The sequence below is a fragment of the Methylophilus sp. 13 genome, from assembly GCF_015354335.1.
In the GTDB taxonomy this organism is placed as follows: Bacteria; Pseudomonadota; Gammaproteobacteria; order Burkholderiales; family Methylophilaceae; genus Methylophilus; species Methylophilus glucosoxydans.
The window spans coordinates 244,623-263,671 of the sequence record NZ_JADKYR010000004.1 but is presented as its reverse complement, the minus strand read 5'-3'; the positions used below and the strand labels follow the sequence as shown (position 1 = coordinate 263,671).

Genomic DNA, 19,049 nt, shown 5'->3' with positions numbered 1-19,049 from the left:
ACGGGAAATCACACACAGACCATCACATGCCCATCATCACAAGTCAATCATCACATGCCTAGGGATGCCAGCATGGCAAACGCCATAAACAAGACAAAATGCGTCATGCCTTCAATCGCATTGGTTTCACCATCATGCAGATTAATGGTGGCCACAATCAAAGTCAAAAACGTCATCACCATCTGCGTGGGCGACAAGCCGACAATGAGCTGCCTGTCCTCAATCAGCGCAATCGCTTCAATCACCGGCACCGTCAAAATCACGGTAGACAAGGTAGCCCCGAGCGCAATATTGACCACGGTTTGCATGCGGTCATTGACAGCGGCTTTTAAGGCGGTGAGCACTTCCGGGCTGGCCGCAATAATCGCAACCACAATCGCCGCCACAATCGGCGGTACGCCGCTGCCAGTCAGGCCCGCATCCATATGCAGGCTCATTTCTTCAGACAGAAAGCCGATGGTAACGATGCCGGCCAGGATGTAAAGAATAGAAAATTTGACATTGGTACTGATCACCGGCACAGGCTGGCCCTGTTCCAGCATGGCCTGGTGCTGATCACGGTAGCTGAAGTAATTGCGGTGCCGCCCGGTTTGCATTTTGAGAAACAGGGCATAAAACACACTCATGGTCACGATGGTGAACATGGAATACACGCGCCAGTGCTCTGGCGGCAAAAAAGCGGGCAAGGCCATTGAGATGCCCAGCGCGGTCATGATCATGACGATATAGGTATTGCCCGAGTTGACGTTGTACTCGACCTCGCCGTACTTGATGCCGCCGACAATGGCACACAAGCCGAGAATGCCGTTGATATCCAGCATCACCGCGGAGTAAATCGCATCTCTGGCCAAGGTGGTCGAGGAGGTATGGCTGAGCATCATGACGATAATCACCACTTCGATGATGACAGCGCTGATGGTAAGAATCATGGTGCCATAAGGCTCTTTGAGCCGTTCGGCGACATATTCCACCTGAAACGATAACTGAAAAGCCAGGTTGATAATCAGCAAGACAAACAGGACCGCAATGATGAGCGACTCAGGCTGCCCGAGCGTGATGACTTTGTCGGCTTGCGCCAGCGCCAGATAAGCGAGAATGGAAATGAGCAGGGACCACAGTCCCTGAGGCGGTTTTTCTTTAAGCATGCGCTTAGATTGTCATCAATGAGTTCTCATCTTAACAGAGCCGCGCCCTTCTGTTGCATGTTGCGCAATGTACTAGGGGTTGATGACCACCGAACACGTCATGCCTGCGACCAGCGTCAGGCCTGCCGGAATCTGGTCCAGCCGGATACGCACCGGGATGCGTTGTGCCAGCCGCACCCAGTTAAAGGTCGGGTTGACATTGGCCAGCAGTCGCACGTCGGTAGGGTTGTCGCGGTCGGTAATGCCGTGGGCAATGCTTTCCACGTGCCCCTTAAGCGTGGTGTGGCTACCCAGCAACTGCACGTCGGCTGCGTCACCTGGCTTGATCATGCTCAGCTTGTGTTCCTCAAAATATCCATAGACCCAGAACGAGTGCTGGTCGATGACTGCCAGCTTGGCCGCCCCGACCTGGGCAAAATCGCCGGGCCGAACCAGCAGGTTCGACACCCAGCCATCCACGGGGGAGCGCACCACGGTACGTTCCAGGTCCAGCTTGATTTTCTCGACCTGGGCGAGCGCGGCCTCATATTCTGCTTTGGCCGCCAACGCCCCCAAATCGGTATCTTCACGGTTCTCGCGAGAAATGACTTCATCATCCAGATGGGCCCGGCGTAAGGCTTGTTGCTGCTTCATCTCCCATAGCGATTTGCGCTGCTGGGCCACGGCCTTGGCTTCGGCCAGGGCATGCGCATAATGCAGGGGGTCTATGCGGAATAGCACATCGCCTTGATGCACATACTGGTTATCGTGCACTGGCACCGTCGTCACCAGCCCGGCCACATCCGGGGCAATATTCACCACATCGGCGCGCACGCGGCCATCCCGTGTCCATGGGTAGTCGGTATAGCGCACCCACAACGTGTAAGCCAACCAGCCAGCTGCCACGGCAATGCCTAGCGTGATCCCTACGCGCAGTACACCTGTGGTGACCTTCATCCAGATACGTTGCGTTTGCATGTGTCTCCCTTTCAATACACCATCAAGCCAAACAGCGAAAACAAGCCAAAAAACAGCGCCACCCGAAACAGCGCCGGGTACCAGAGCCGCTCGTAAATCACCCATGCCGCCAGCCATTGATCTAGCTGCCAGACCACCACGGCGGCGAGCAAAAAGGCGACGAACAGCGTCGGCACATGTGCATCCAGAAATGTCAGTTCACGCGGAATCCATGCATGCCACATGTGTCGTCTCCTTCATAAGGACCTAGGGCTGAGCGCAGGCATTTCGGTGTCGATCACCAGCCGGACAAAATGTAACTGCGTTACCAGCTTTTGCACTTGCGTCGGCGACAAGCTCTGCGCATATTCACCGCCTTGCAACCAGACCAAAAAGTGATCCAGCCACTGCAAGACCTGTTGCTGATGTTTGCGGCTGGGCTGTTTGTAGTCGTGTGCGACCAGCAACAGTGTATGTTGTACTAATCGCTGCGGCTGCGCCGGCAACGCCACCGCTGCCGTGCGCAAGGCCAGTACGGCATGGCCCATCTCCAGCGCCGCACACAATGCCTCTGCGACGTGGATGCTGTCTGCCGCTTGTGGTCTATGCAGGTCGCCTGAGCGCTGGATCAGGTCGCGTGCCCGCATTTCAAACGCCGCCGCGGTGATGGTGGTATTCAGGCAAGCCTCCACCACTAGCCCGCGCAATTGCGCCAGCAAGCGGCGCCTGGCCCAGGGGCTGGCGGCATAGTCAGTCAGGCTGAACAGGATGGCGGACACCGCCAGCGCAATCATGAGCGCAATCGAATCATTGAAATATTTGACCGGCAGATCACCCAGCGCTAGGTTAAAGCCAACCATTAAAAAGTAGGCAATGCCCAGCCCAGCCCCGACAAGTGCGGTGGCAGGCCGGGCACTGAGCCAGGCCGTCAGCAAAATGGCCGGGGCAATCACGATGCACAACATGACGTAGTCGTGTGCCGCCGTCAGCCAGAACACATTGCTCAGGTAAACCAGCACAATGCCCAGTACCACGCCAAGCGTAAACTGGCGCAAGGTAGCCATCGGCGTCGGGCTGCCCGCAAACAAGGTGCTGGTAATCACCCCCAGGGTCATGGCCAGGATGCCGGAAGGCCAGTCTATGGTCATCCAGAGCACGGCCAGTACCAGCAAGGTGAGTGCGCCACGTGTCGCGGCAATTGCCACCGGCAACCAGTCAATATGCCTCTGCAACTGCGCGGCTGCAAACTCGCGGCTGGCCACTTGCCGCTTGCGCGGATTGGCCACCAGCAACACATAGGTGTCCAGATAAGCGGCCAATTCGGCGGCCAGACGTTGCAACAACGCTGCCCCACTCTCGAATGTCAGCAGCTGTACCTCAGGCAGAACCGACAAGGCCTGCCTCTGCCGCTGAAACGCGGTAGCAAACGCTTGCTGATACGCGGCAACCGCCTGTTGCAATTGCGTCAGCTCTGGCGCACTTGTGGCGGGTTGTCCTTTACTCAACACCGCCGTCGCCAGGGGTTGCATCAACGCCTGCAAAGCCTCGGCTTCATGCTTGCATCCACTGCGCTGCAGCCGCTGTTGCAGGCGCTGAAAGACGATGTAGGTGGTTGAAACCGCCATAAACTGCAGATTAAGCTGGTTAATCGTGGTGCTATGCACGCGCGCATCATCGGTTTCAAATTGCGCCGAAGCCCGGAAAGACTCCAGTTGATACAGGTCTTGCATAAACTTGAGCACAGGTTGATTCAGGCCAACAGCATCGCGCTGCCCAAGCAACAGACTGAAATCACGGAACTTGCCACGCACCACGGCCTGAATGGTTTCCCACAGGCGCTGCGGCAGCACCAGCTCGCTCACCAGGCTGGCACTGAGCAAGCCCACCCCGATTTCTGACATGCGCGTTGAAGCAATTTGAAAGGTGTGCAAGGGCGTAAGCGTGGCTGGCAAGCCGACAATACACAGTGTGTAACCGGCCAGCACAAAGCCATACGATTGAAAGTTGCGGTAAACCAGCGATCCCGCCGTGCACAAGCCTATCCAAAGCGCAGCCGCGATAAAAAACGGGAACCGGTCCTGCGCAAAACTGGCTACCAGTAGCAATGAAAACAGGATACCAATGCCCGTGCCGATCAGGCGGTAGTAACTCTTGGTGATCACCATGCCCGAGCGGAAATGCATGACGATCACCACCGTCAACAGCGCCGTCGCCGGCTGGTCCATTTCCATTTTCAAGGCCAGCCATAAGGCCAGCCACGAGGCGAGCAAATACTTGAACAAATAACCGATGAGCGGGAAATCCTGCCGGTACCAGTCCAGTCCGGCCTGTTGCGCACAGATGGCCAGCCACCGCCCCCCCTGGCCAAGTATTGCAATGCCAGCCGCCAGCGCGTGCCAACCTTGCCTAAGGGCGTGCCTGCGTGGCATGTGCCTCCTCCATCACGCCGCCGCCCAAGGCCAGCATCAGTGCCGCATACGCCTCCAGGCGCGCGGCCTCCTGTTCGACCAGCACGTTTTTTTGCTGCAAGACCAACAGATTGGTTTGCAGGCTCTCGACCCGGTTACTGAGTCCAGCGCGGTAGTTTTTCAGCGCCAGCCGATGGGTCTGCTCGCTCTTGTCCAGGGCTTGCCGGGTATTTGTCATTTCAGCCTCTACCGTTTGCATGACCGACAACTGGCTGGAGATGCGCTCAAGTGCCTTCAGCAGCGTGGCGTTGTAGTCCTCCACTGCCATGTCATATAAGGCCGTTTCGGCGGATAGATTGGCGCGTCGACGGCCGCCATCAAACAGCGGCAATGTCATGGCTGGGCCCAGATTACCCACCAGACCGGCACTGGAAAACAGACTCGCAAACGCCAGTCCCTGAAAACCGACATAGCCCAGCAAATTGATATTCGGGTAAAACGCGGCTTTGGCACTTTGTATATGCTTCTGTGCCGCCTCCACCCGCCATCTGGCCGCCACCATATCCGGGCGACGGCCAACCAGATTTGCGGGCAAGCGGTCAGGCAGGCCAACGCTGGCGGACAAATGCAAGGTCGGGCGGGTAATGCTTTCGCCCGCGCCAGGCCCCTCGCCGCTTAGTGCCGCCATCTGGTTTTTGAGCAAGGTCAGGTGCAAATCTATCAATACCAGTTTGTTCTGCGCCGCTGGTAGCCTCGCCTCCAGACGACTCAGGGCGAGTTGGGTATTGAGTCCGGCCGCCAGGGCTTTTTGGGCAATGGCAATCTCGTGACGCAAATCGTCCAGCTCGTCTTGTGCCAGGTCGCGCCATTGATATTCGGCCGCAAGCTGGATCTCATTTTTGACTATCGCCGCCGTGAGCTCAATCTTGACCTGCTGCATTTCAGCATCCGCCACCCGCGCTTCATCCAGTGCCGCCAGCCACGCCGATTTCTGCTGTTTCCACAGGTCCAGGTTGTAGGACATGTCTACGGTCGCCTGGTTGTTCCAGTTAAAGCGACCTGCCCACGGCTTGGGGATAAAGCTCAACGCGGTAAACCGCTCGCGTGAAGAGCTGACTTTGCCACCGATATTGGGCAAGGTAGCCGCATGCGACTGCTCCGCCATGGCAGTGGCTAAAGCAATGCGGGCAGTCGCTTTTTTCAGGTCAGGATGGTCATGCAGACTTTTCTCAATCAGACGGTTGAGCTGTGCATCCCCATAGACCTGCCACCAGTGCTCGGTCGGCCACGCCATGACAGGCGCCTCCGAAATGGTTTTACCCAGCGCTAACTGATCCTGTAGCAGTGGCTGCGACACGGGCGCAATGCCTTGACTGTTGAGACACCCATTGAGCAACAGCGCCAAGAGCCAGACCGCACTGCGCGCAACCTGCCTGGGCTGACGCAGCGACAAAACAGTCAGTGTTGAGGTGAAAGGCAGAGACATAAAGTATGGTTATTAATAGTACGGTATCAAACTAAATAATTAAAAAAATGATGCCGCCGTTTATTTAATCAAATCGACGCGGCTGGCCAATGTCGCCAAATCCGCAATCAGGGTGTCTCTTTGTGCCTTGGCCAGGACGTTCATAAACTGGGTGACGCATTGTACATAGTCCGGCATGACTTCATCGAGTTTTTGCTGCCCGGCCACCGACAACCGGATGAGGAATTTGCGCCTGTCACTGGTATCCATAAAGCGCGACACCAGGCCCTCACGCTCCAGCCCGTCAATGAAACCCGTCATGGTGGCCTTGGTCACGCCAGCTTTGTCGGCCAGTTCTGAAGGCGAAGAAGTCAGGTCATCCTGCCGCATCAGCAACACCAGTACCCACCAGCGTCCTTGCAGCAAGCCATGCCTGGCCAATAACGCATCCAGCGCCGTCGAAATATCCGACGCGGCGCGCAAAATACTGACAAAGTCAGAAATCGCCGTAATGTCTGCGCCAGGATAGCGGGTCACAAACTTTTCCAGGCTTTTGGAGGTGGGTAACTCTTTGAGCAGCAACATAGTACGGATCAGTATAGTATGGTATCAAACAAATTGCAAGCTCGTCTATTCCAGGTGAATGCAGCTCAACAATAAAAGTGTGATTGCGCAGATTTTGAGGTCCCCGCCTCAAGTCTGCCCTGCTGCTGTCGTAATTCAATTGTAGACAATACTTTTATGAGCATGCCATGTCCATTTCTATTTCGATGTCCGCTGTGAGCACTCAAATGACCAGTACAGCCAGCACGAGCGGCAGCAGCCAGTCGGCCATAGAAGCACTGCAGAAAAAGCTGACCTCCCTGCAAAAAGACCTGAAGGAAGCGATTAATACGCAATCGAAAGAAGGGCAGGCCAAAGCCAAGCTCATCCAATTGCAAATCGAGGCAACGCAAGCACAACTGGACCAACTTATCCGGCAAAAACAGGAAACGGCAGAAAAGCAGAAGCAGACAGAAGGCTCTTCAACGCTCAACCAGAACAACCAGGCGCCTGCCAAGCAGAAACTCTCAATGATAGACGAATATGTTTAAACTGTTTTCGGCCCTCAGCTTTGGTGGTCGGGCCTGGCATTACCTATAAAAAAGCCCTGTTCATTTAAACAGGGCTTTTTTATCGCCAGACGGCAAGTACTCTCCGCTTAAGCTTTCATGGAATTGATATCAATCACAAAACGATATTTCACATCACTCTTGAGCATGCGCTCGTAAGCATCATTGATATAGTTGGCATCGATCATCTCGACATCACTGACGATATTATGTTTGCCACAGAAATCCAGCATTTCCTGGGTTTCCGCAATGCCGCCTATCAGTGACCCGGCGACATGACGGCGTTGCGTGATCAGGTTGGCGCCATGGACGTCAACCGGGTCCAGCGGACCGACCAGCACGATAGTTTTATCCCGCTTGAGCAGGCCAATATAAGGGTTCAGGTCATGGGCAACCGGCACCGTGTCAATAATCAAATCAAAACTGGAAGCATGCTTGGCCAGGTCTTCGGCTTGTGTGGAGATCAGCACCTCATGCGCGCCCAGCTTGGTCGCATCAGCCGCCTTGCTGGCCGAAGTGGTAATCATCACCACATGCGCGCCCATCGCAGCCGCCAATTTAACCCCCATGTGCCCCAAGCCGCCCAGGCCGATAATGCCGACTTTCTGGCCGGGCTGCACCTGCCAGTGTTTCAATGGCGAATACAAGGTAATGCCGGCACAGAGCAAGGGAGCCACGGCTTTGGTATCCAGGTTTTCCGGCACGCTGACCACAAAGTGTTCATCAACGGTAATCCGCTCGGCATAGCCACCAAAGGTCAGGCCGCCATGCTTGGGATCTTTGGCGTTGTAAGTGAATACCGTGTGGTCACAGTATTGCTCTTCGCCTTCATCGCAGGCCTCACAGTGACGGCACGAATCCACCATGCAACCGACCCCCACCAATTGCCCAGGCTTGAACTTGCTCACTTGCGGGCCGACCTGCCGTACGCGGCCGACAATTTCATGTCCTGGCACCATGGGATACAGTGAACCGCCACCCCATTCATTGCGCGCCTGGTGAATATCCGAATGGCAAATCCCGCAGTACTCGATGTCGATGAGCACATCGTTAGGACCGGGTTCCCGGCGATCTATACTCATAGGGGCAACGGGCGAGGTTGCATTTTGTACGCCGTAGGCTGCAGTTTTCATCGCATCTCCATGTCTTTTTGTTCAACTAAATGTTCCGCGGCCAAAGTCGTCCGCAGTCTGATCAACAGTCTAAACAAGCGTACGCCATCCGGCTTGCCTGCTCTTCTCAAATCGTTGCCTATTCCTCTTGGATGTTTTGACAGGCCACAGACGCGCTATTGCTGAACGGTCACATAAGCATAGTCCCGTTGATTGCCAATAAATTCCCCTGGTGAAGTGATCAAGGCACTACGGACTGCACTCACCTCTTCCATCGGGCTGCGGCCAAACATGCGCTTGAATTCACGGCTAAACTGCGAAGCGCTCTCATAACCCACCTTGGTCGCCGCCAGCGTGGCATTCATACCGTCTTGCACCATCAACAACCTGGCTTTGTGCAGCCGTGTTTTTTTCAAATACTGGATAGGTGAAGTGGCCGTGACATCGCGAAAGGCGGCATGAAACGACGGCACACTCATGGCAGAGACCGCTGCCAGAGTGTCCACATTGAGGGCGTTGGCATATTCGGCATGAATCAGGCGCAAGGCTTTGCTGATGCGGCCCAAATTACTGTGCGTGCTATGCGCGGCCAGGATGGCAGAAGATTGCGCCGAGGTGAGCAGCCGGTAATGAATCTCGCGGATAATCGCCTGGCCAAGCACGGCAGCCTCCGTTTTGGATTGCAGGCACTCCAGCAATCGCACCACTGCATTGGAGAGTTGTTTGTCCAGCGCGGTAGAAATAATGCCGCTTTTGCCATTCACCTGCATCGGCGTTGTGTGCTCCAGGCTCATTAACAACTCTGAGATCACCGATAAGTTGATACGGATAGAAATGGCCAGTAGTGGCTCGTCTGGGGAGGCGATGGTTTCGCTTTCAAACGGCAACGGCACTGACAGAATCAGAAACTGCTGTGGGTTATACTGGTAGACCTCACCGCCTAGGTAACCCACTTTTCTGCCCTGACAGACAAACACAATACTAGGTTCGTAAAACACCGGGCTGCGTGCAATCGACCGGTTCCAGCGCATGAGTTTGACGCCATCGAGTGCGGTCAGGGTAAATCCCTCTTTGGGCGTCAGTGCCGAGAGCAGAGAAATAGTTCGTTCCTTGTCGTGCGCATGCCAGCATTCATTATTCATAATATCCCCGGTTCATTGAATAATCAGGCATTGATATTACTACCAAATAGCAATAAGCAGCATATCCAAAATAGGAATAGGCAATCATTTCATATTTTTAAACTTTGCAGGGCTTGCGCAAGTGCTTACACTGGCTGTGCTAAGTATATTGGTTTAAATATTTGTAGAGAAGAGGATATCCGTGATGAAAAAAAGATTAATCACCTGCCTGCTGGGCGCTGTGCTTGCGACAGCGGCGAATGCATCCTGGGCAGATATCAATGATGTACGTGCCAATTTAAACAAACTGCATCTGCCGGATGGCTTTCAGATTGATGTGTATGCCGAGGTGCCGGGGGCCCGCCAGATGGCGCTGGGCACCAATGGCAATGTGTATGTCGGTACGCGTGGCAACCATGTGTATGCCGTCGTCGATAAAAACAAGGATCACAAGGCTGACCAGGTGGTCAGCATTCTGGACGATCTCAAGGTTGGCAATGGCGTCGCCATGGTGGATGGCCATTTATATGTGGCCGAGCAGCATCGCATCACACGCTATGCCGCCCCAGACTTTGACCTCACGCTGCCGTTTAAGGCCATGCGTGAAGTCGTGTATGAACAACTGCCGGACAAGGCGCATCACGGTTGGCGCTATCTGGCGGTAGGGCCGGACAACAAGCTATATGTGACCATAGGCGCGCCATGCAATATCTGCGACCCGACAGGTCACGAGGCCTCAATTATCCGCATGAATGCCGATGGCAGTCATGTGGAAACGTTTGCCAAAGGCGTGCGTAACTCGGTCGGCATGGATTTTCAGCCAGACACCCAAACCCTGTTTTTCACTGACAATGGCGTCGATCTGCTCGGACCAGACATCCCGCATGACGAACTTAACGCAGCACCTAAAGCCGGGCTGCACTTTGGCTTTCCCTATTATGCAGGTGGCGATACACGCGATCCCAACTGGAAAAACAAAACGCCGCCTGCCGAGGTGGCTAAGCCTGTTGCAGAATTCCAGGCGCACAGCGCCAATCTTGGCTTCAAGTTTTACACAGGCAAGCAGTTCCCTGCCGAGTATCAGGGCAATGCGGTGATTACCCAGCATGGCTCGTGGAACCGCAAGGTGCCGGTTGGCTACCAGTTGGTGCGCGTGACTTTTGATGCTCAGCACCAGGTCAAGGAAACCAAGCCATTTATTGATGGCTGGCTCACCGCGGATGGCGAAGTCTGGGGCCGCCCGACGGATGTGTTACAGCTTGCGGATGGTTCGTTACTGGTCTCGGACGATTACAATGGCGTGATTTACCGGGTGAGCTACACAGGCAAAGCAGGTGCGTCAGGCGTGAACGCCAACACCGCCAACACACTGAGCGGATTCGCCATGCCTGAATCCGTTTTTGCCAGCCCGGACGGCACCCTGTATGTGTCTGAAATCGGTGAATTTGGTAAAGCGGGCGATGGCAAAATCACGCGCATTGCGGCCGACGGCACCCGTACCACACTGGCAGAAGGCCTGAATGACCCCAAAGGGCTGGATCTGTTTAATGGCCAACTGTATTTGGCGGATAATGATCGCGTGGTGCGGATTGACACCAGCAACGGCAAGCAGACCGTAGTCGCTGCACCCAGTGCCTTCCCACAAAAACCAGTGTTCCTGAACGATATCGAGATTGACGGCCTAGGCAATGTCTACGTCTCTGACAGTGGCGATGACAACGGCAAGGGCGCGGGGATTTTCAAACTCACGCCTGAGGGTAAGGTCACGCAAGTGCTCAAAGCCAATGCCGGGATCAAACGCCCCAATGGTTTGCTCATGGATGGTCCTAACCGTTTGCTGGTCGCAGACTTTGGCACAGGCAAATTGTTCAGTGTTCAACTGGGTGGCAGCAAGCCGGTAGTGACGCTACTGAACCAGGGCTTTGGCGGCGCAGATGGCCTGATCCGCGACGCCTACGGCATGCTGTATGTCAGTGACTGGGCGGGCGGCAACGTCTGGCAACTCAGTGACCCCAAAGCGACGCCGCAACGCATCATCCAGGGCTATCAGTCAGCAGCCGATATCAGCCTCTCCGCGGATGGCAAATCACTACTGATCCCCGACATGAAAGCCGGCTTGCTCTATCGTATGCCCATTCATTAAATAGACGTCTCAGCGTCAGGCATAAAAGCCCGGGATCTCCCGGGCTTTTTTTATTCCCCAAGCCATGCGCTCTATGTCAAAATGCAACACACAGGCCGCCGCTGGCAGCCTCAAACTCGAAAAATTTATTTTGTTTGGAGACGTCGATGAATAAACTGGTGATTGCTATGTTGCTGTCCTGTGTCTGTTTTTCTGTTCAGGCTGGCACGCAACAAGAAAAAATGAAAACCTGTAACGCCGATGCAAAAGCCAAGGCCTTGGCCGGCGATGAACGCAAAGCATTCATGAAACAATGCCTGTCCGCAGAGGGCGCCAGCTCAGGGTTGACCGCGCAACAGGAAAAAATGAAAACCTGTAACGCTGACGCTAAAACCAAAGCGCTCAAAGGCGATGAGCGTAAAGCATTTATGAAATCCTGCCTGTCCGCCAGTTAAGCGGCCACTTGCAAAAAAAGCCTGTGTTTTACACAGGCTTTTTTGTTGCTTCTGCGATGCGCTAAACGTCGGCACATGCCCCTGTTTGGCAAAATTCTGCCGCTGTAAGGCTTAAGTAAGTGATCCGCTGCATGATACGAGATTATTTTATCCGTGGATCATTGCTGAGGTTTGGCCCGTGCGCGTCAAAAAATCTCCTTACCTGTTCGCTTATAGTGCCTGGGATATCATCCCTGTCCTTGCCGGTTGCCTGCATTTTTTGTTTTTTGCATGGATGATTTCCAGCTTTCATAGTCTGGCGCTGTGGCAAAAATGTGTGGTGGGACTGATCTATGCCTTTAGTATTTCGTGGAATGTGAATAGTGTTTCCCATAATTTTATTCACAACGCCTACTTCAAATCTGCCCTGCTCAACCGACTGTTCAGCCTGATGGAATCAGTCACCATGGGCTTCTCGCAAACCATGTATGACTATGTCCACCGGCAACATCACATCGGCAACAATGACCGCAAAGGTGCCGATGGCGAGACCATAGACTGGATCTCCATTTATCGGCATGGCGCGCATGGTCAAGCCGAGCATCCACTCAAATACTCGCTGCTGAGTTATTTCCGTGATGATCCCAAACGCATCTACGGTTTGATTAAAAAACATAGCCAGGCATTGGCCTATTTCGCGGTGTTTGAAGTCGTCGTGGTCACCTTGATGATCGTGGGCTTTTTGCTGTGGGATTGGCTATTCGGGCTGTTCTTCGTGTTCTTTTATTACCTGGGCCATTCGCTGACGGCCATGAATGGCTACTATGAGCACGCTGGCGCCAACCCGGACTTGCCAATTGCCTGGGGCGTCAGCTGCTACAACAAACTCTATAACTGGTTGTGGTTAAACAATGGCTATCACGCCGAACATCACTATCGGCCCAAGCATCACTGGACACAGATGCATGCCTTGCACACAGAAATTGCCGAGAAACAAAAACAAGCCGGGGTCAAGGTGATCCCTTGGCCACACCCGATTGGATTTATGATGGAATGGATGAAGGAACAATAAATGGCCGCCAAAAACAAGCCAGGCTTTCTATTTGCCTACTCTTACTGGGATGTGATCCCCGTTGTGTTCGGGATACTGCATTTTGCCTATTTGATTGGCATGTTTCTATGGTTTGACCGCCTGCCCTGGTACGCCAATGTACTACTGGGGCTGGTCTACGCCGTCAGCATTTCATGGAATATCAATGGCATCTCGCATAACTTCATCCACAACCCCTACTTCAAGTCTGAGTTCCTGAACCGGATATTCAGCCTGCTGGAGTCTGTGACCATGGTCTTCTCGCAAACCTTTTATGATGCCGTGCATAAACGCCATCATATCGGTAACAGCGACCGGCCGGATGCCAATGGCAACACCATAGACTGGCTCTCAATTTACCGCTATGGCAGCAACGGTGAGCCTGAGAATGTCTGGGCGTATACCTTCAAAAGTTATTTCAGGGACGACCCGGCGGAAATCTACCGGGAAATTAAAAAACGTAATCCTGGCCTGGCTCGCTTTGGTGTGTTTGAAATCCTCTGCGCCATCCTGCTGGTGCTGGTCGGCTTTGTGCTGAACTGGAAATTCATGCTGTTTATGGTGCCGTTTTATTACCTTGGCCACTGCCTGTCTTCGCTCAACGGCTGGTATGAGCACTGGCGCGGCAATCCTGAGCTGCCGATTGCCTGGGGGGTCAGCAGCTACAGCAAGCTTTACAACCTGATCTGGTTTAACAATGGCTATCATGCCGAGCACCATTACCGTCCCAAGCACCACTGGACCAAAATGCATGAACTGCATTTGCAAATTGCTGACAAACAGAAAGAGGCCGGCGTGCATGTGATTACCTGGTCGCATGGCCTGGGCTTCTTGCAACCCAAGTAGTCGGATCACCCAGGCATCGTGGCATGGTGCCAGTCATCGTCATGGAAACTTTTAAAGCCTGGTGCCTGCTTTAAGGGTCTATGCCCGACTTTGCGACACCTGCCCTCGCCTGATGACAGTAATCTCTCGCTCAATGATTCATACCAAGGAGTATTTCATGCAAACCCTATCCCGCTTGCTGCTCAGCCTCTCGCCTTTTTTATTGGCCTCCTGCAGTCAAATACCTTTCATGCAGCAGACTTCTGCGCACGCCACGCTGGAAGCCAAATCCGACTCAAAGGTCACCGGCGATGTAGACCTGATTCAACAGGGCACGAAAGTACTGTTGATTGCCCGTGTGGCTGGCTTGACGCCCAACTCCATACACGGCTTTCATATTCATGAGAAAGGCGATTGCTCTGCGGCGGATGCTTCGAGTGCAGGCGGGCACTTCAATCCCGATGCACATCCACATGCCTCGCAAGCAACGCCTAGCCATCATTTTGGCGACCTTCCTAACCTGAAAGCAGACAACACGGGCCATGCCATTTACCGCGCAACGCTGGAGAATGCCAGCCTGGCTGAAGGGGCACATGCACTGATTGGACATGCGATGATTCTTCATCGCGATGCTGACGATTATGTGACTCAGCCAGCGGGCAATGCGGGGCCAAGAATCGCGTGTGGCGTGATTAAATAACGGGCTAAAAGCACAGTGCCGATACGGGAGCTATCCGCATCGGCACTGTGGCTTTGATTTTAAACGCTGTTGTTTTTTAAATGAGGTAATGATCCAGTAACAGCGCCGCAAAAATCAGGCTCAAGTAGAGGATGGAATACTTGAAGGTGGTTTTAGCCAGCGCATCTGAATACTGTCGGTAGAGGCTGACCACATAATACATAAACACTGCATTGAGCAGCACGGCGGACAACAGGTAGAGCCAGCCACTCATGCCGAGGCCGTAAGGCATCAGCGACACCACCACCAGAATCACGGTATACAAGACAATATGCAACAGTGTGAACCGCTCACCATGGGTGACCGGTAACATGGGCATGCCGACTTTGGCGTATTCTTCGCGGCGATACAAAGCCAGCGCCCAAAAGTGCGGAGGCGTCCAGGCAAAAATAATCAAAAACATCACCAGCGACTCTGGCGAGACGGTATTGTTGACTGCTGCCCAACCCAGAATCGGCGGCATGGCGCCAGAAGCGCCGCCAATCACAATATTCATCGGGGTAGCGGGTTTGAGAAACACCGTGTAAATCACCGCATAGCCGACAAATGTAGCTAAGGTCAGCCACATGGTGAGCGGGTTTACCCAGTAATAGAGGATGCTCAACCCTACCCCGCCCAGCACGCTGGCAAACAGCAAGGTCTCCATTTGCGATAACTGGCCGGTAGGCAATGGGCGTGCGCGCGTACGCGCCATCATGGCATCAATCTTATACTCGATCAGGCAATTGAATGCCGCGGCAGCCCCAGATGCGAAAGCAATGCCCACCGTGGCGGCCACCAGCACAGTGACCGGCACCATACCCGGCGTGGCCATAAACATGCCTATCATGGCGGTAAAGACGATCAGCGCAGTGACGCGCGGTTTACATAAGGCATAAAAGTGCCGCAAGCCCATTTTTGCAGCGGCCATGTGTGTGATCCATGCTGTTTGCATCGCATACTCCCCCTTGTTTTAATCTAATGAATGTTTCAATCTGGCATTAATGGCGACCAGACATATTCCGAGCAGCGCAGCCCCGGCGTTATGCATGACCGCCAGCACTAACGGTAACTGCAAAATCAGGTTGGCAATCCCCAATGCAATCTGACCCAACACGAGCATCAGCAAGCAGGCAGGCAACCAACGCGGCATGGCTGATTGCCACAACAGCTTGACGCTGACCATGAGCCATACAAACACCAGCAGTGCCCCTAACCGATGCACCCATTGGATGGCCGTTAATGCATTCAGGTGCAGCTGTCCGCCCTCCCGGCTTTCACCCAAGGCCCGAGTCAAATGAAACGCCTCGCCCACATCCATGTCTGGCCACCAGGCACCATGGCAAGTGGGAAAGTCCGTACAGGCCAGGGCCGCATAATTACTGCTGGTCCAGCCCCCCAGTAACACCTGCAGTATCCAGACCAGCAAAGCCAGTTGCAACCAGCGCAATTGCCACGGCCTGATCACGATACGTTGGCTGGCAACATGTCGGCAGGCGATCCAGCTTAAGACAGCCAAGGTCGTCATGCCGCCCAGCAAATGTAAAGTCACTATCATGGGTTTCAGCAACAAAGTCACCGTCCACATACCCAGCAGCGCTTGTACCACAATCAAGCCGATCAATCCTACCGAGAGCTGCCACGGGGTGTGCAACAATTGCCTTTGCCTGTAAGCCAATACGCCAAGCAGCAATACCAACAGGCCCAAGCTACCAGCCAGATAGCGATGTGCCATTTCCTTCCAGGCTTTGGCATGTTGTAGTGGTTTATCCGGATAGGCCTGTTGCGCAGACGCGATCGCCGCCTCACTTTGCGGCACGGTGAGCGCACCATAACAACCCGGCCAGTCTGGGCAGCCCAAGCCGGCATCAGAGAGCCGGACATAAGCCCCTAGCACCACCACACAAAAGGCCACCATCGCCGCCAGCACACTTAAGCGTTTAAACATCGACTATCCAGCCCAAGAAGCTTTTAACAATTTGACCAAGTCCTTGCGTATCCACTTGGCTTCCATCTCTGGCCCGTACTGCATCATGATATTGCCGAGCGGGTCAATAAAATACACGCGGTGGGCATCCAGCGTATTCTGTCCACCACCGCTTAATAGCCCACCCAATTCTGCAACTTGCTGCGTATCTCCATTAATAATCAGCAAATCAGGATAACGTGCACGGATCGCTGTGGTATCGGCCTGTTGCGTGATGAGCACCCGTTGCACGCGGATCATGTCTTTATACAAGGAGACATAAATCTGCCTGAGGTCGTACAGCCGCTGCATACAAGCGCTGTCGCACTCCCGTGCGATAAACACCATATTCCATTTGTCTTGCCAGAAGGTGGGCAGCGCTTGCTGCCTGTCGCTGACCCAGTGCGTCGCATGCGCAATCGAGACCGGCGGATGAATGAGCTGACCATGACTTTTACCGCTGGGTCGCCAATCAAACTTGAACATCGCGACCACGACGAGCAGCGGCACTGTAAAAAATACCGCCAGCAGAAAAAATACCCTGCGGCCTTTGCGCTGCTGGACCGGGTCCAAAACCACCTCTGTCAACTGTTCCTGCATGATCAAGACCGCTTTTCTATCATTTGATAAAGACCAATCATAAAACTCGCCAAGGCAAACCCAAACCACTGATAGGCATAACTCATATGCTTTTCAATTTGCCCACCTGGCACTTCCCATACTCTAACGAATCCGGCAGGCATTGCTGGATCTAGTTTGAGGATGACATTTGCAAACGAAAAAGGCACATGCTGCCGTAAGTAGGAAAAATCGATTACAGGTTGCACCGGCTGCCAGCTTGAGCCCGCTTTATCCAACCGGAATCCGGTTTTGCTTTGTCGCCAGAACATCCCCCGGATAACTTGCTCTGCTTCAGGGGTCTGAATCTCGGGGATTTTTTGATGGTCTGCAAAACCGGGCACCCAACCACGATTCACCCAAATAAGATGCTTCTGGTCATGCAGCAAAAAAGGTGTGATGACAGCAAATCCGGCCTGCCCTTGAACCACCTGGTTATCCAGAAAAAAACTGTATTGTGGTAGATAGCGGCCGCCGATCATCACTGTCTGCAAGTGCAGGGCCTCAACATGACTGGGAATATCCAGCGCTTGTGCGCGCAGCTCCACGGCATCGCCATGCGGTTTCAATGCCAGCATAATCGCCTGTTTTTGCTCAGCCTTATGCCACTGCCACAGGCCCAAGCGCAGACAACTCCAGATTGCCACCACCATCACAGCCACCACCATCCAGCGCAGACGAAAAACATAATTTCCCAAGGGTATTTGCATTTTTTTGCTTACAGCCCATAATGTCATCACGTTACCGAGAGATCACATCATGTTAATTAAAATTGCCACCATTTTGATACTGATCGTCATTATTGGCAGCCTGTTTTCTGCCCTGCTTTTTTTACTCAAAGACAAACGCGGATCAGACCGTACGGTTAAAGCACTTACCCTGCGTATTGGTCTGTCTATCTTCCTATTTCTGGCATTGGTCATCGCCGCACATTTTGGCTACGTGGGCCATACGCTTTAATCCAGAACGATGGAATCACCAGACTAAAAAGGGCGCTGTTTGCGCCCTTTTTAACCGTCAGAGCATGTAAACAAAGATATACAAACCGAGCCAAACCACATCCACAAAGTGCCAATACCAGGCCACGCCTTCAAACCCGAAGTGGTGCTCGGGAGTAAAGTGACCGCGAATGCTGCGCAACCAGATCACAATCAGCATGAGGGTGCCAATGGTAACGTGAAAGCCATGGAAACCGGTTAACATGAAGAAGGTCGCACCATAGGCGCCAGACTTCAGCGTCAGCCCCATTTCTGTATAAGCGTGGTGATACTCGGCTGCCTGGCAGCACAAGAAGGTCACCCCCAGTGCAATCGTCAGGAACAGCCCTACAATCAGTTGTTTGCGGTTATTTTTGATCAAGCCCCAGTGTGCCCAGGTAATGGTCGCACCAGAACTCAACAACAACAAGGTATTGATCAGTGGCAGGCCACTCCAAGTCATGGGGTGAAAGGCGGTGCTTGGTTGATAGGTCTCCCCCAGAACCGTTCCGCCAGGCCCCTGTGATGGCCAAGTACTTAAAAAGTCCTTGTAAGGCGTAATGTCTGGCGCGTAAGAAGCCAGATCAGGCACCGACAACACGCGCATATAAAACAATGCCCCGAAGAACGCCGCAAAAAAAGCCACCTCAGAGCAAATGAACACGATCATGCCAATACGGAAAGATTTGTCTTCCCATTTTTTATACTGGCCGGTGACACTTTCAGTGACAACTGTACTTAACCACTTGAACATCATGGCCAGCACAATCGCTAGGCCCAGATACATCATGTACTTGCCCGGGGTAGCGAGGTAGGACAAGGCCGGATTTTTCATAGACCCATCTAGCCGCGTGTCCGAGCCGGTAACATTAAAGACAAAGCCACTCGCCATCGACAGCAACCCGACTGAAATCAATGCCGGGTAGATACTGCCGTGCGGGACAAAATAGTGATTTTCTGAATGACTAGCCATGCATTAACTCCCTATCCTTTGATCGTG

At 53.6% G+C, this 19,049-nt stretch carries 20 protein-coding genes; 7 read left to right on the top strand and 13 right to left on the bottom strand.

From position 1 onward, the window contains the following. Positions 1 to 50: 50 nt before the first annotated feature. From INP77_RS12370 to INP77_RS12345, 6 genes are all read right to left on the bottom strand, one after another. The gene (locus tag INP77_RS12370; RefSeq protein ID WP_194749354.1) at positions 51 to 1,145 is read right to left on the bottom strand and encodes a calcium:proton antiporter; all 1,095 of its coding nucleotides are present in this window, start codon (positions 1,143 to 1,145) and stop codon (positions 51 to 53) included. A gap of 72 nt (positions 1,146 to 1,217) precedes the next feature. Beyond that, positions 1,218 to 2,102 carry a biotin/lipoyl-binding protein gene (locus INP77_RS12365; protein ID WP_194749353.1) on the bottom strand — a complete coding sequence of 295 codons (885 nt, stop codon included), beginning with the start codon at positions 2,100 to 2,102 and terminating at the stop codon, positions 1,218 to 1,220. Positions 2,103 to 2,113: 11 nt separating this feature from the next. Continuing rightward, positions 2,114 to 2,326, bottom strand: coding sequence for a DUF1656 domain-containing protein (locus INP77_RS12360; protein WP_194749352.1), 213 nt, complete (start codon positions 2,324 to 2,326; stop codon positions 2,114 to 2,116). Positions 2,327 to 2,338: 12 nt separating this feature from the next. Then, a complete protein-coding gene (locus INP77_RS12355) occupies positions 2,339 to 4,510 on the bottom strand; it encodes an FUSC family protein (RefSeq protein ID WP_228518915.1) in 2,172 nt (723 codons plus the stop codon). Beyond that, positions 4,488 to 5,975 (bottom strand): efflux transporter outer membrane subunit, encoded by a 1,488-nt coding sequence (locus tag INP77_RS12350; protein WP_194749351.1) that lies wholly within the window; start codon positions 5,973 to 5,975, stop codon positions 4,488 to 4,490. Before INP77_RS12350 ends, INP77_RS12355 begins: the two co-directional genes overlap by 23 nt. A 60-nt stretch (positions 5,976 to 6,035) precedes the next feature. Further along, a complete protein-coding gene (locus tag INP77_RS12345) occupies positions 6,036 to 6,539 on the bottom strand; it encodes a MarR family winged helix-turn-helix transcriptional regulator (RefSeq protein WP_194749350.1) in 504 nt (167 codons plus the stop codon). A 167-nt stretch (positions 6,540 to 6,706) separates the two neighbouring features. On the opposite strand from INP77_RS12345, the gene INP77_RS12340 reads away from it, so the two are divergent. Then, positions 6,707 to 7,048 (top strand): FlxA-like family protein, encoded by a 342-nt coding sequence (locus INP77_RS12340; protein WP_194749349.1) that lies wholly within the window; start codon positions 6,707 to 6,709, stop codon positions 7,046 to 7,048. A gap of 107 nt (positions 7,049 to 7,155) precedes the next feature. Here the strand turns inward: INP77_RS12340 and INP77_RS12335 are convergent, their stop codons facing one another. Both INP77_RS12335 and INP77_RS12330 read right to left on the bottom strand, forming a co-directional pair. Further along, positions 7,156 to 8,199 carry an NAD(P)-dependent alcohol dehydrogenase gene (locus INP77_RS12335; RefSeq protein WP_194749348.1) on the bottom strand — a complete coding sequence of 348 codons (1,044 nt, stop codon included), beginning with the start codon at positions 8,197 to 8,199 and terminating at the stop codon, positions 7,156 to 7,158. A gap of 155 nt (positions 8,200 to 8,354) precedes the next feature. After that, on the bottom strand, positions 8,355 to 9,320 hold the full coding sequence (locus tag INP77_RS12330; protein ID WP_194749347.1) for an AraC family transcriptional regulator: 966 nt from the start codon (positions 9,318 to 9,320) through the stop codon (positions 8,355 to 8,357). 184 nt (positions 9,321 to 9,504) lie between these two features. Here INP77_RS12330 and INP77_RS12325 point away from each other — a divergent pair, with 184 nt between their 5' ends. The 5 genes from INP77_RS12325 to INP77_RS12305 all read left to right on the top strand — a co-directional run bounded on the left by INP77_RS12325 (position 9,505) and on the right by INP77_RS12305 (position 14,470). Then, a complete protein-coding gene (locus INP77_RS12325) occupies positions 9,505 to 11,442 on the top strand; it encodes an SMP-30/gluconolactonase/LRE family protein (protein ID WP_194749346.1) in 1,938 nt (645 codons plus the stop codon). Between the two features lie 146 nt (positions 11,443 to 11,588). Further along, positions 11,589 to 11,876, top strand: a complete 288-nt coding sequence (locus INP77_RS12320) for a PsiF family protein (RefSeq protein WP_194749345.1) — start codon at positions 11,589 to 11,591, stop codon at positions 11,874 to 11,876. Between the two features lie 178 nt (positions 11,877 to 12,054). Continuing rightward, complete coding sequence (locus tag INP77_RS12315) at positions 12,055 to 12,927, top strand: fatty acid desaturase (RefSeq protein ID WP_368667942.1); 873 nt, start codon at positions 12,055 to 12,057, stop codon at positions 12,925 to 12,927. Then, complete coding sequence (locus tag INP77_RS12310; protein WP_194749344.1) at positions 12,928 to 13,791, top strand: fatty acid desaturase; 864 nt, start codon at positions 12,928 to 12,930, stop codon at positions 13,789 to 13,791. A gap of 157 nt (positions 13,792 to 13,948) precedes the next feature. Continuing rightward, complete coding sequence (locus INP77_RS12305) at positions 13,949 to 14,470, top strand: superoxide dismutase family protein (protein WP_228518914.1); 522 nt, start codon at positions 13,949 to 13,951, stop codon at positions 14,468 to 14,470. Positions 14,471 to 14,546: 76 nt separating this feature from the next. On the opposite strand, the gene cyoE is transcribed toward INP77_RS12305, so the two are convergent. Genes cyoE through INP77_RS12285 form a run of 4 tightly spaced genes read right to left on the bottom strand, consistent with a single transcriptional unit; the run spans position 14,547 to position 17,782 of the window. Then, positions 14,547 to 15,443, bottom strand: coding sequence for a heme o synthase (gene cyoE, locus INP77_RS12300; protein ID WP_194749343.1), 897 nt, complete (start codon positions 15,441 to 15,443; stop codon positions 14,547 to 14,549). An 18-nt stretch (positions 15,444 to 15,461) separates the two neighbouring features. Next, positions 15,462 to 16,436, bottom strand: a complete 975-nt coding sequence (locus INP77_RS12295; RefSeq protein WP_194749342.1) for a heme A synthase — start codon at positions 16,434 to 16,436, stop codon at positions 15,462 to 15,464. A gap of 3 nt (positions 16,437 to 16,439) precedes the next feature. Beyond that, complete coding sequence (locus INP77_RS12290) at positions 16,440 to 17,054, bottom strand: hypothetical protein (RefSeq protein ID WP_194749341.1); 615 nt, start codon at positions 17,052 to 17,054, stop codon at positions 16,440 to 16,442. A gap of 2 nt (positions 17,055 to 17,056) precedes the next feature. Next, the gene (locus tag INP77_RS12285; protein ID WP_194749340.1) at positions 17,057 to 17,782 is read right to left on the bottom strand and encodes an SURF1 family protein; all 726 of its coding nucleotides are present in this window, start codon (positions 17,780 to 17,782) and stop codon (positions 17,057 to 17,059) included. 49 nt (positions 17,783 to 17,831) lie between these two features. Here INP77_RS12285 and INP77_RS12280 point away from each other — a divergent pair, with 49 nt between their 5' ends. Then, complete coding sequence (locus tag INP77_RS12280; RefSeq protein WP_194749339.1) at positions 17,832 to 18,032, top strand: twin transmembrane helix small protein; 201 nt, start codon at positions 17,832 to 17,834, stop codon at positions 18,030 to 18,032. 57 nt (positions 18,033 to 18,089) lie between these two features. On the opposite strand, the gene INP77_RS12275 is transcribed toward INP77_RS12280, so the two are convergent. Beyond that, a complete protein-coding gene (locus INP77_RS12275) occupies positions 18,090 to 19,022 on the bottom strand; it encodes a cytochrome c oxidase subunit 3 (RefSeq protein WP_194749338.1) in 933 nt (310 codons plus the stop codon). Positions 19,023 to 19,049: the final 27 nt, after the last annotated feature.

Bases quoted from the DNA above. Each gene is read 5' to 3' on its own strand.
- INP77_RS12370 (WP_194749354.1), bottom strand. From the start codon at position 1,145: ATGCTTAAAGAAAAACCGCCTCAGGGACTGTGGTCCCTGCTCATTTCC.
- INP77_RS12365 (WP_194749353.1), bottom strand. From the start codon at position 2,102: ATGCAAACGCAACGTATCTGGATGAAGGTCACCACAGGTGTACTGCGC.
- INP77_RS12360 (WP_194749352.1), bottom strand. From the start codon at position 2,326: ATGTGGCATGCATGGATTCCGCGTGAACTGACATTTCTGGATGCACAT.
- INP77_RS12355 (WP_228518915.1), bottom strand. From the start codon at position 4,510: ATGCCACGCAGGCACGCCCTTAGGCAAGGTTGGCACGCGCTGGCGGCT.
- INP77_RS12350 (WP_194749351.1), bottom strand. From the start codon at position 5,975: ATGTCTCTGCCTTTCACCTCAACACTGACTGTTTTGTCGCTGCGTCAG.
- INP77_RS12345 (WP_194749350.1), bottom strand. From the start codon at position 6,539: ATGTTGCTGCTCAAAGAGTTACCCACCTCCAAAAGCCTGGAAAAGTTT.
- INP77_RS12340 (WP_194749349.1), top strand. From the start codon at position 6,707: ATGTCCATTTCTATTTCGATGTCCGCTGTGAGCACTCAAATGACCAGT.
- INP77_RS12335 (WP_194749348.1), bottom strand. From the start codon at position 8,199: ATGAAAACTGCAGCCTACGGCGTACAAAATGCAACCTCGCCCGTTGCC.
- INP77_RS12330 (WP_194749347.1), bottom strand. From the start codon at position 9,320: ATGAATAATGAATGCTGGCATGCGCACGACAAGGAACGAACTATTTCT.
- INP77_RS12325 (WP_194749346.1), top strand. From the start codon at position 9,505: ATGAAAAAAAGATTAATCACCTGCCTGCTGGGCGCTGTGCTTGCGACA.
- INP77_RS12320 (WP_194749345.1), top strand. From the start codon at position 11,589: ATGAATAAACTGGTGATTGCTATGTTGCTGTCCTGTGTCTGTTTTTCT.
- INP77_RS12310 (WP_194749344.1), top strand. From the start codon at position 12,928: ATGGCCGCCAAAAACAAGCCAGGCTTTCTATTTGCCTACTCTTACTGG.
- INP77_RS12305 (WP_228518914.1), top strand. From the start codon at position 13,949: ATGCAAACCCTATCCCGCTTGCTGCTCAGCCTCTCGCCTTTTTTATTG.
- cyoE (WP_194749343.1), bottom strand. From the start codon at position 15,443: ATGCAAACAGCATGGATCACACACATGGCCGCTGCAAAAATGGGCTTG.
- INP77_RS12295 (WP_194749342.1), bottom strand. From the start codon at position 16,436: ATGTTTAAACGCTTAAGTGTGCTGGCGGCGATGGTGGCCTTTTGTGTG.
- INP77_RS12290 (WP_194749341.1), bottom strand. From the start codon at position 17,054: ATGCAGGAACAGTTGACAGAGGTGGTTTTGGACCCGGTCCAGCAGCGC.
- INP77_RS12285 (WP_194749340.1), bottom strand. From the start codon at position 17,782: ATGCAAATACCCTTGGGAAATTATGTTTTTCGTCTGCGCTGGATGGTG.
- INP77_RS12280 (WP_194749339.1), top strand. From the start codon at position 17,832: ATGTTAATTAAAATTGCCACCATTTTGATACTGATCGTCATTATTGGC.
- INP77_RS12275 (WP_194749338.1), bottom strand. From the start codon at position 19,022: ATGGCTAGTCATTCAGAAAATCACTATTTTGTCCCGCACGGCAGTATC.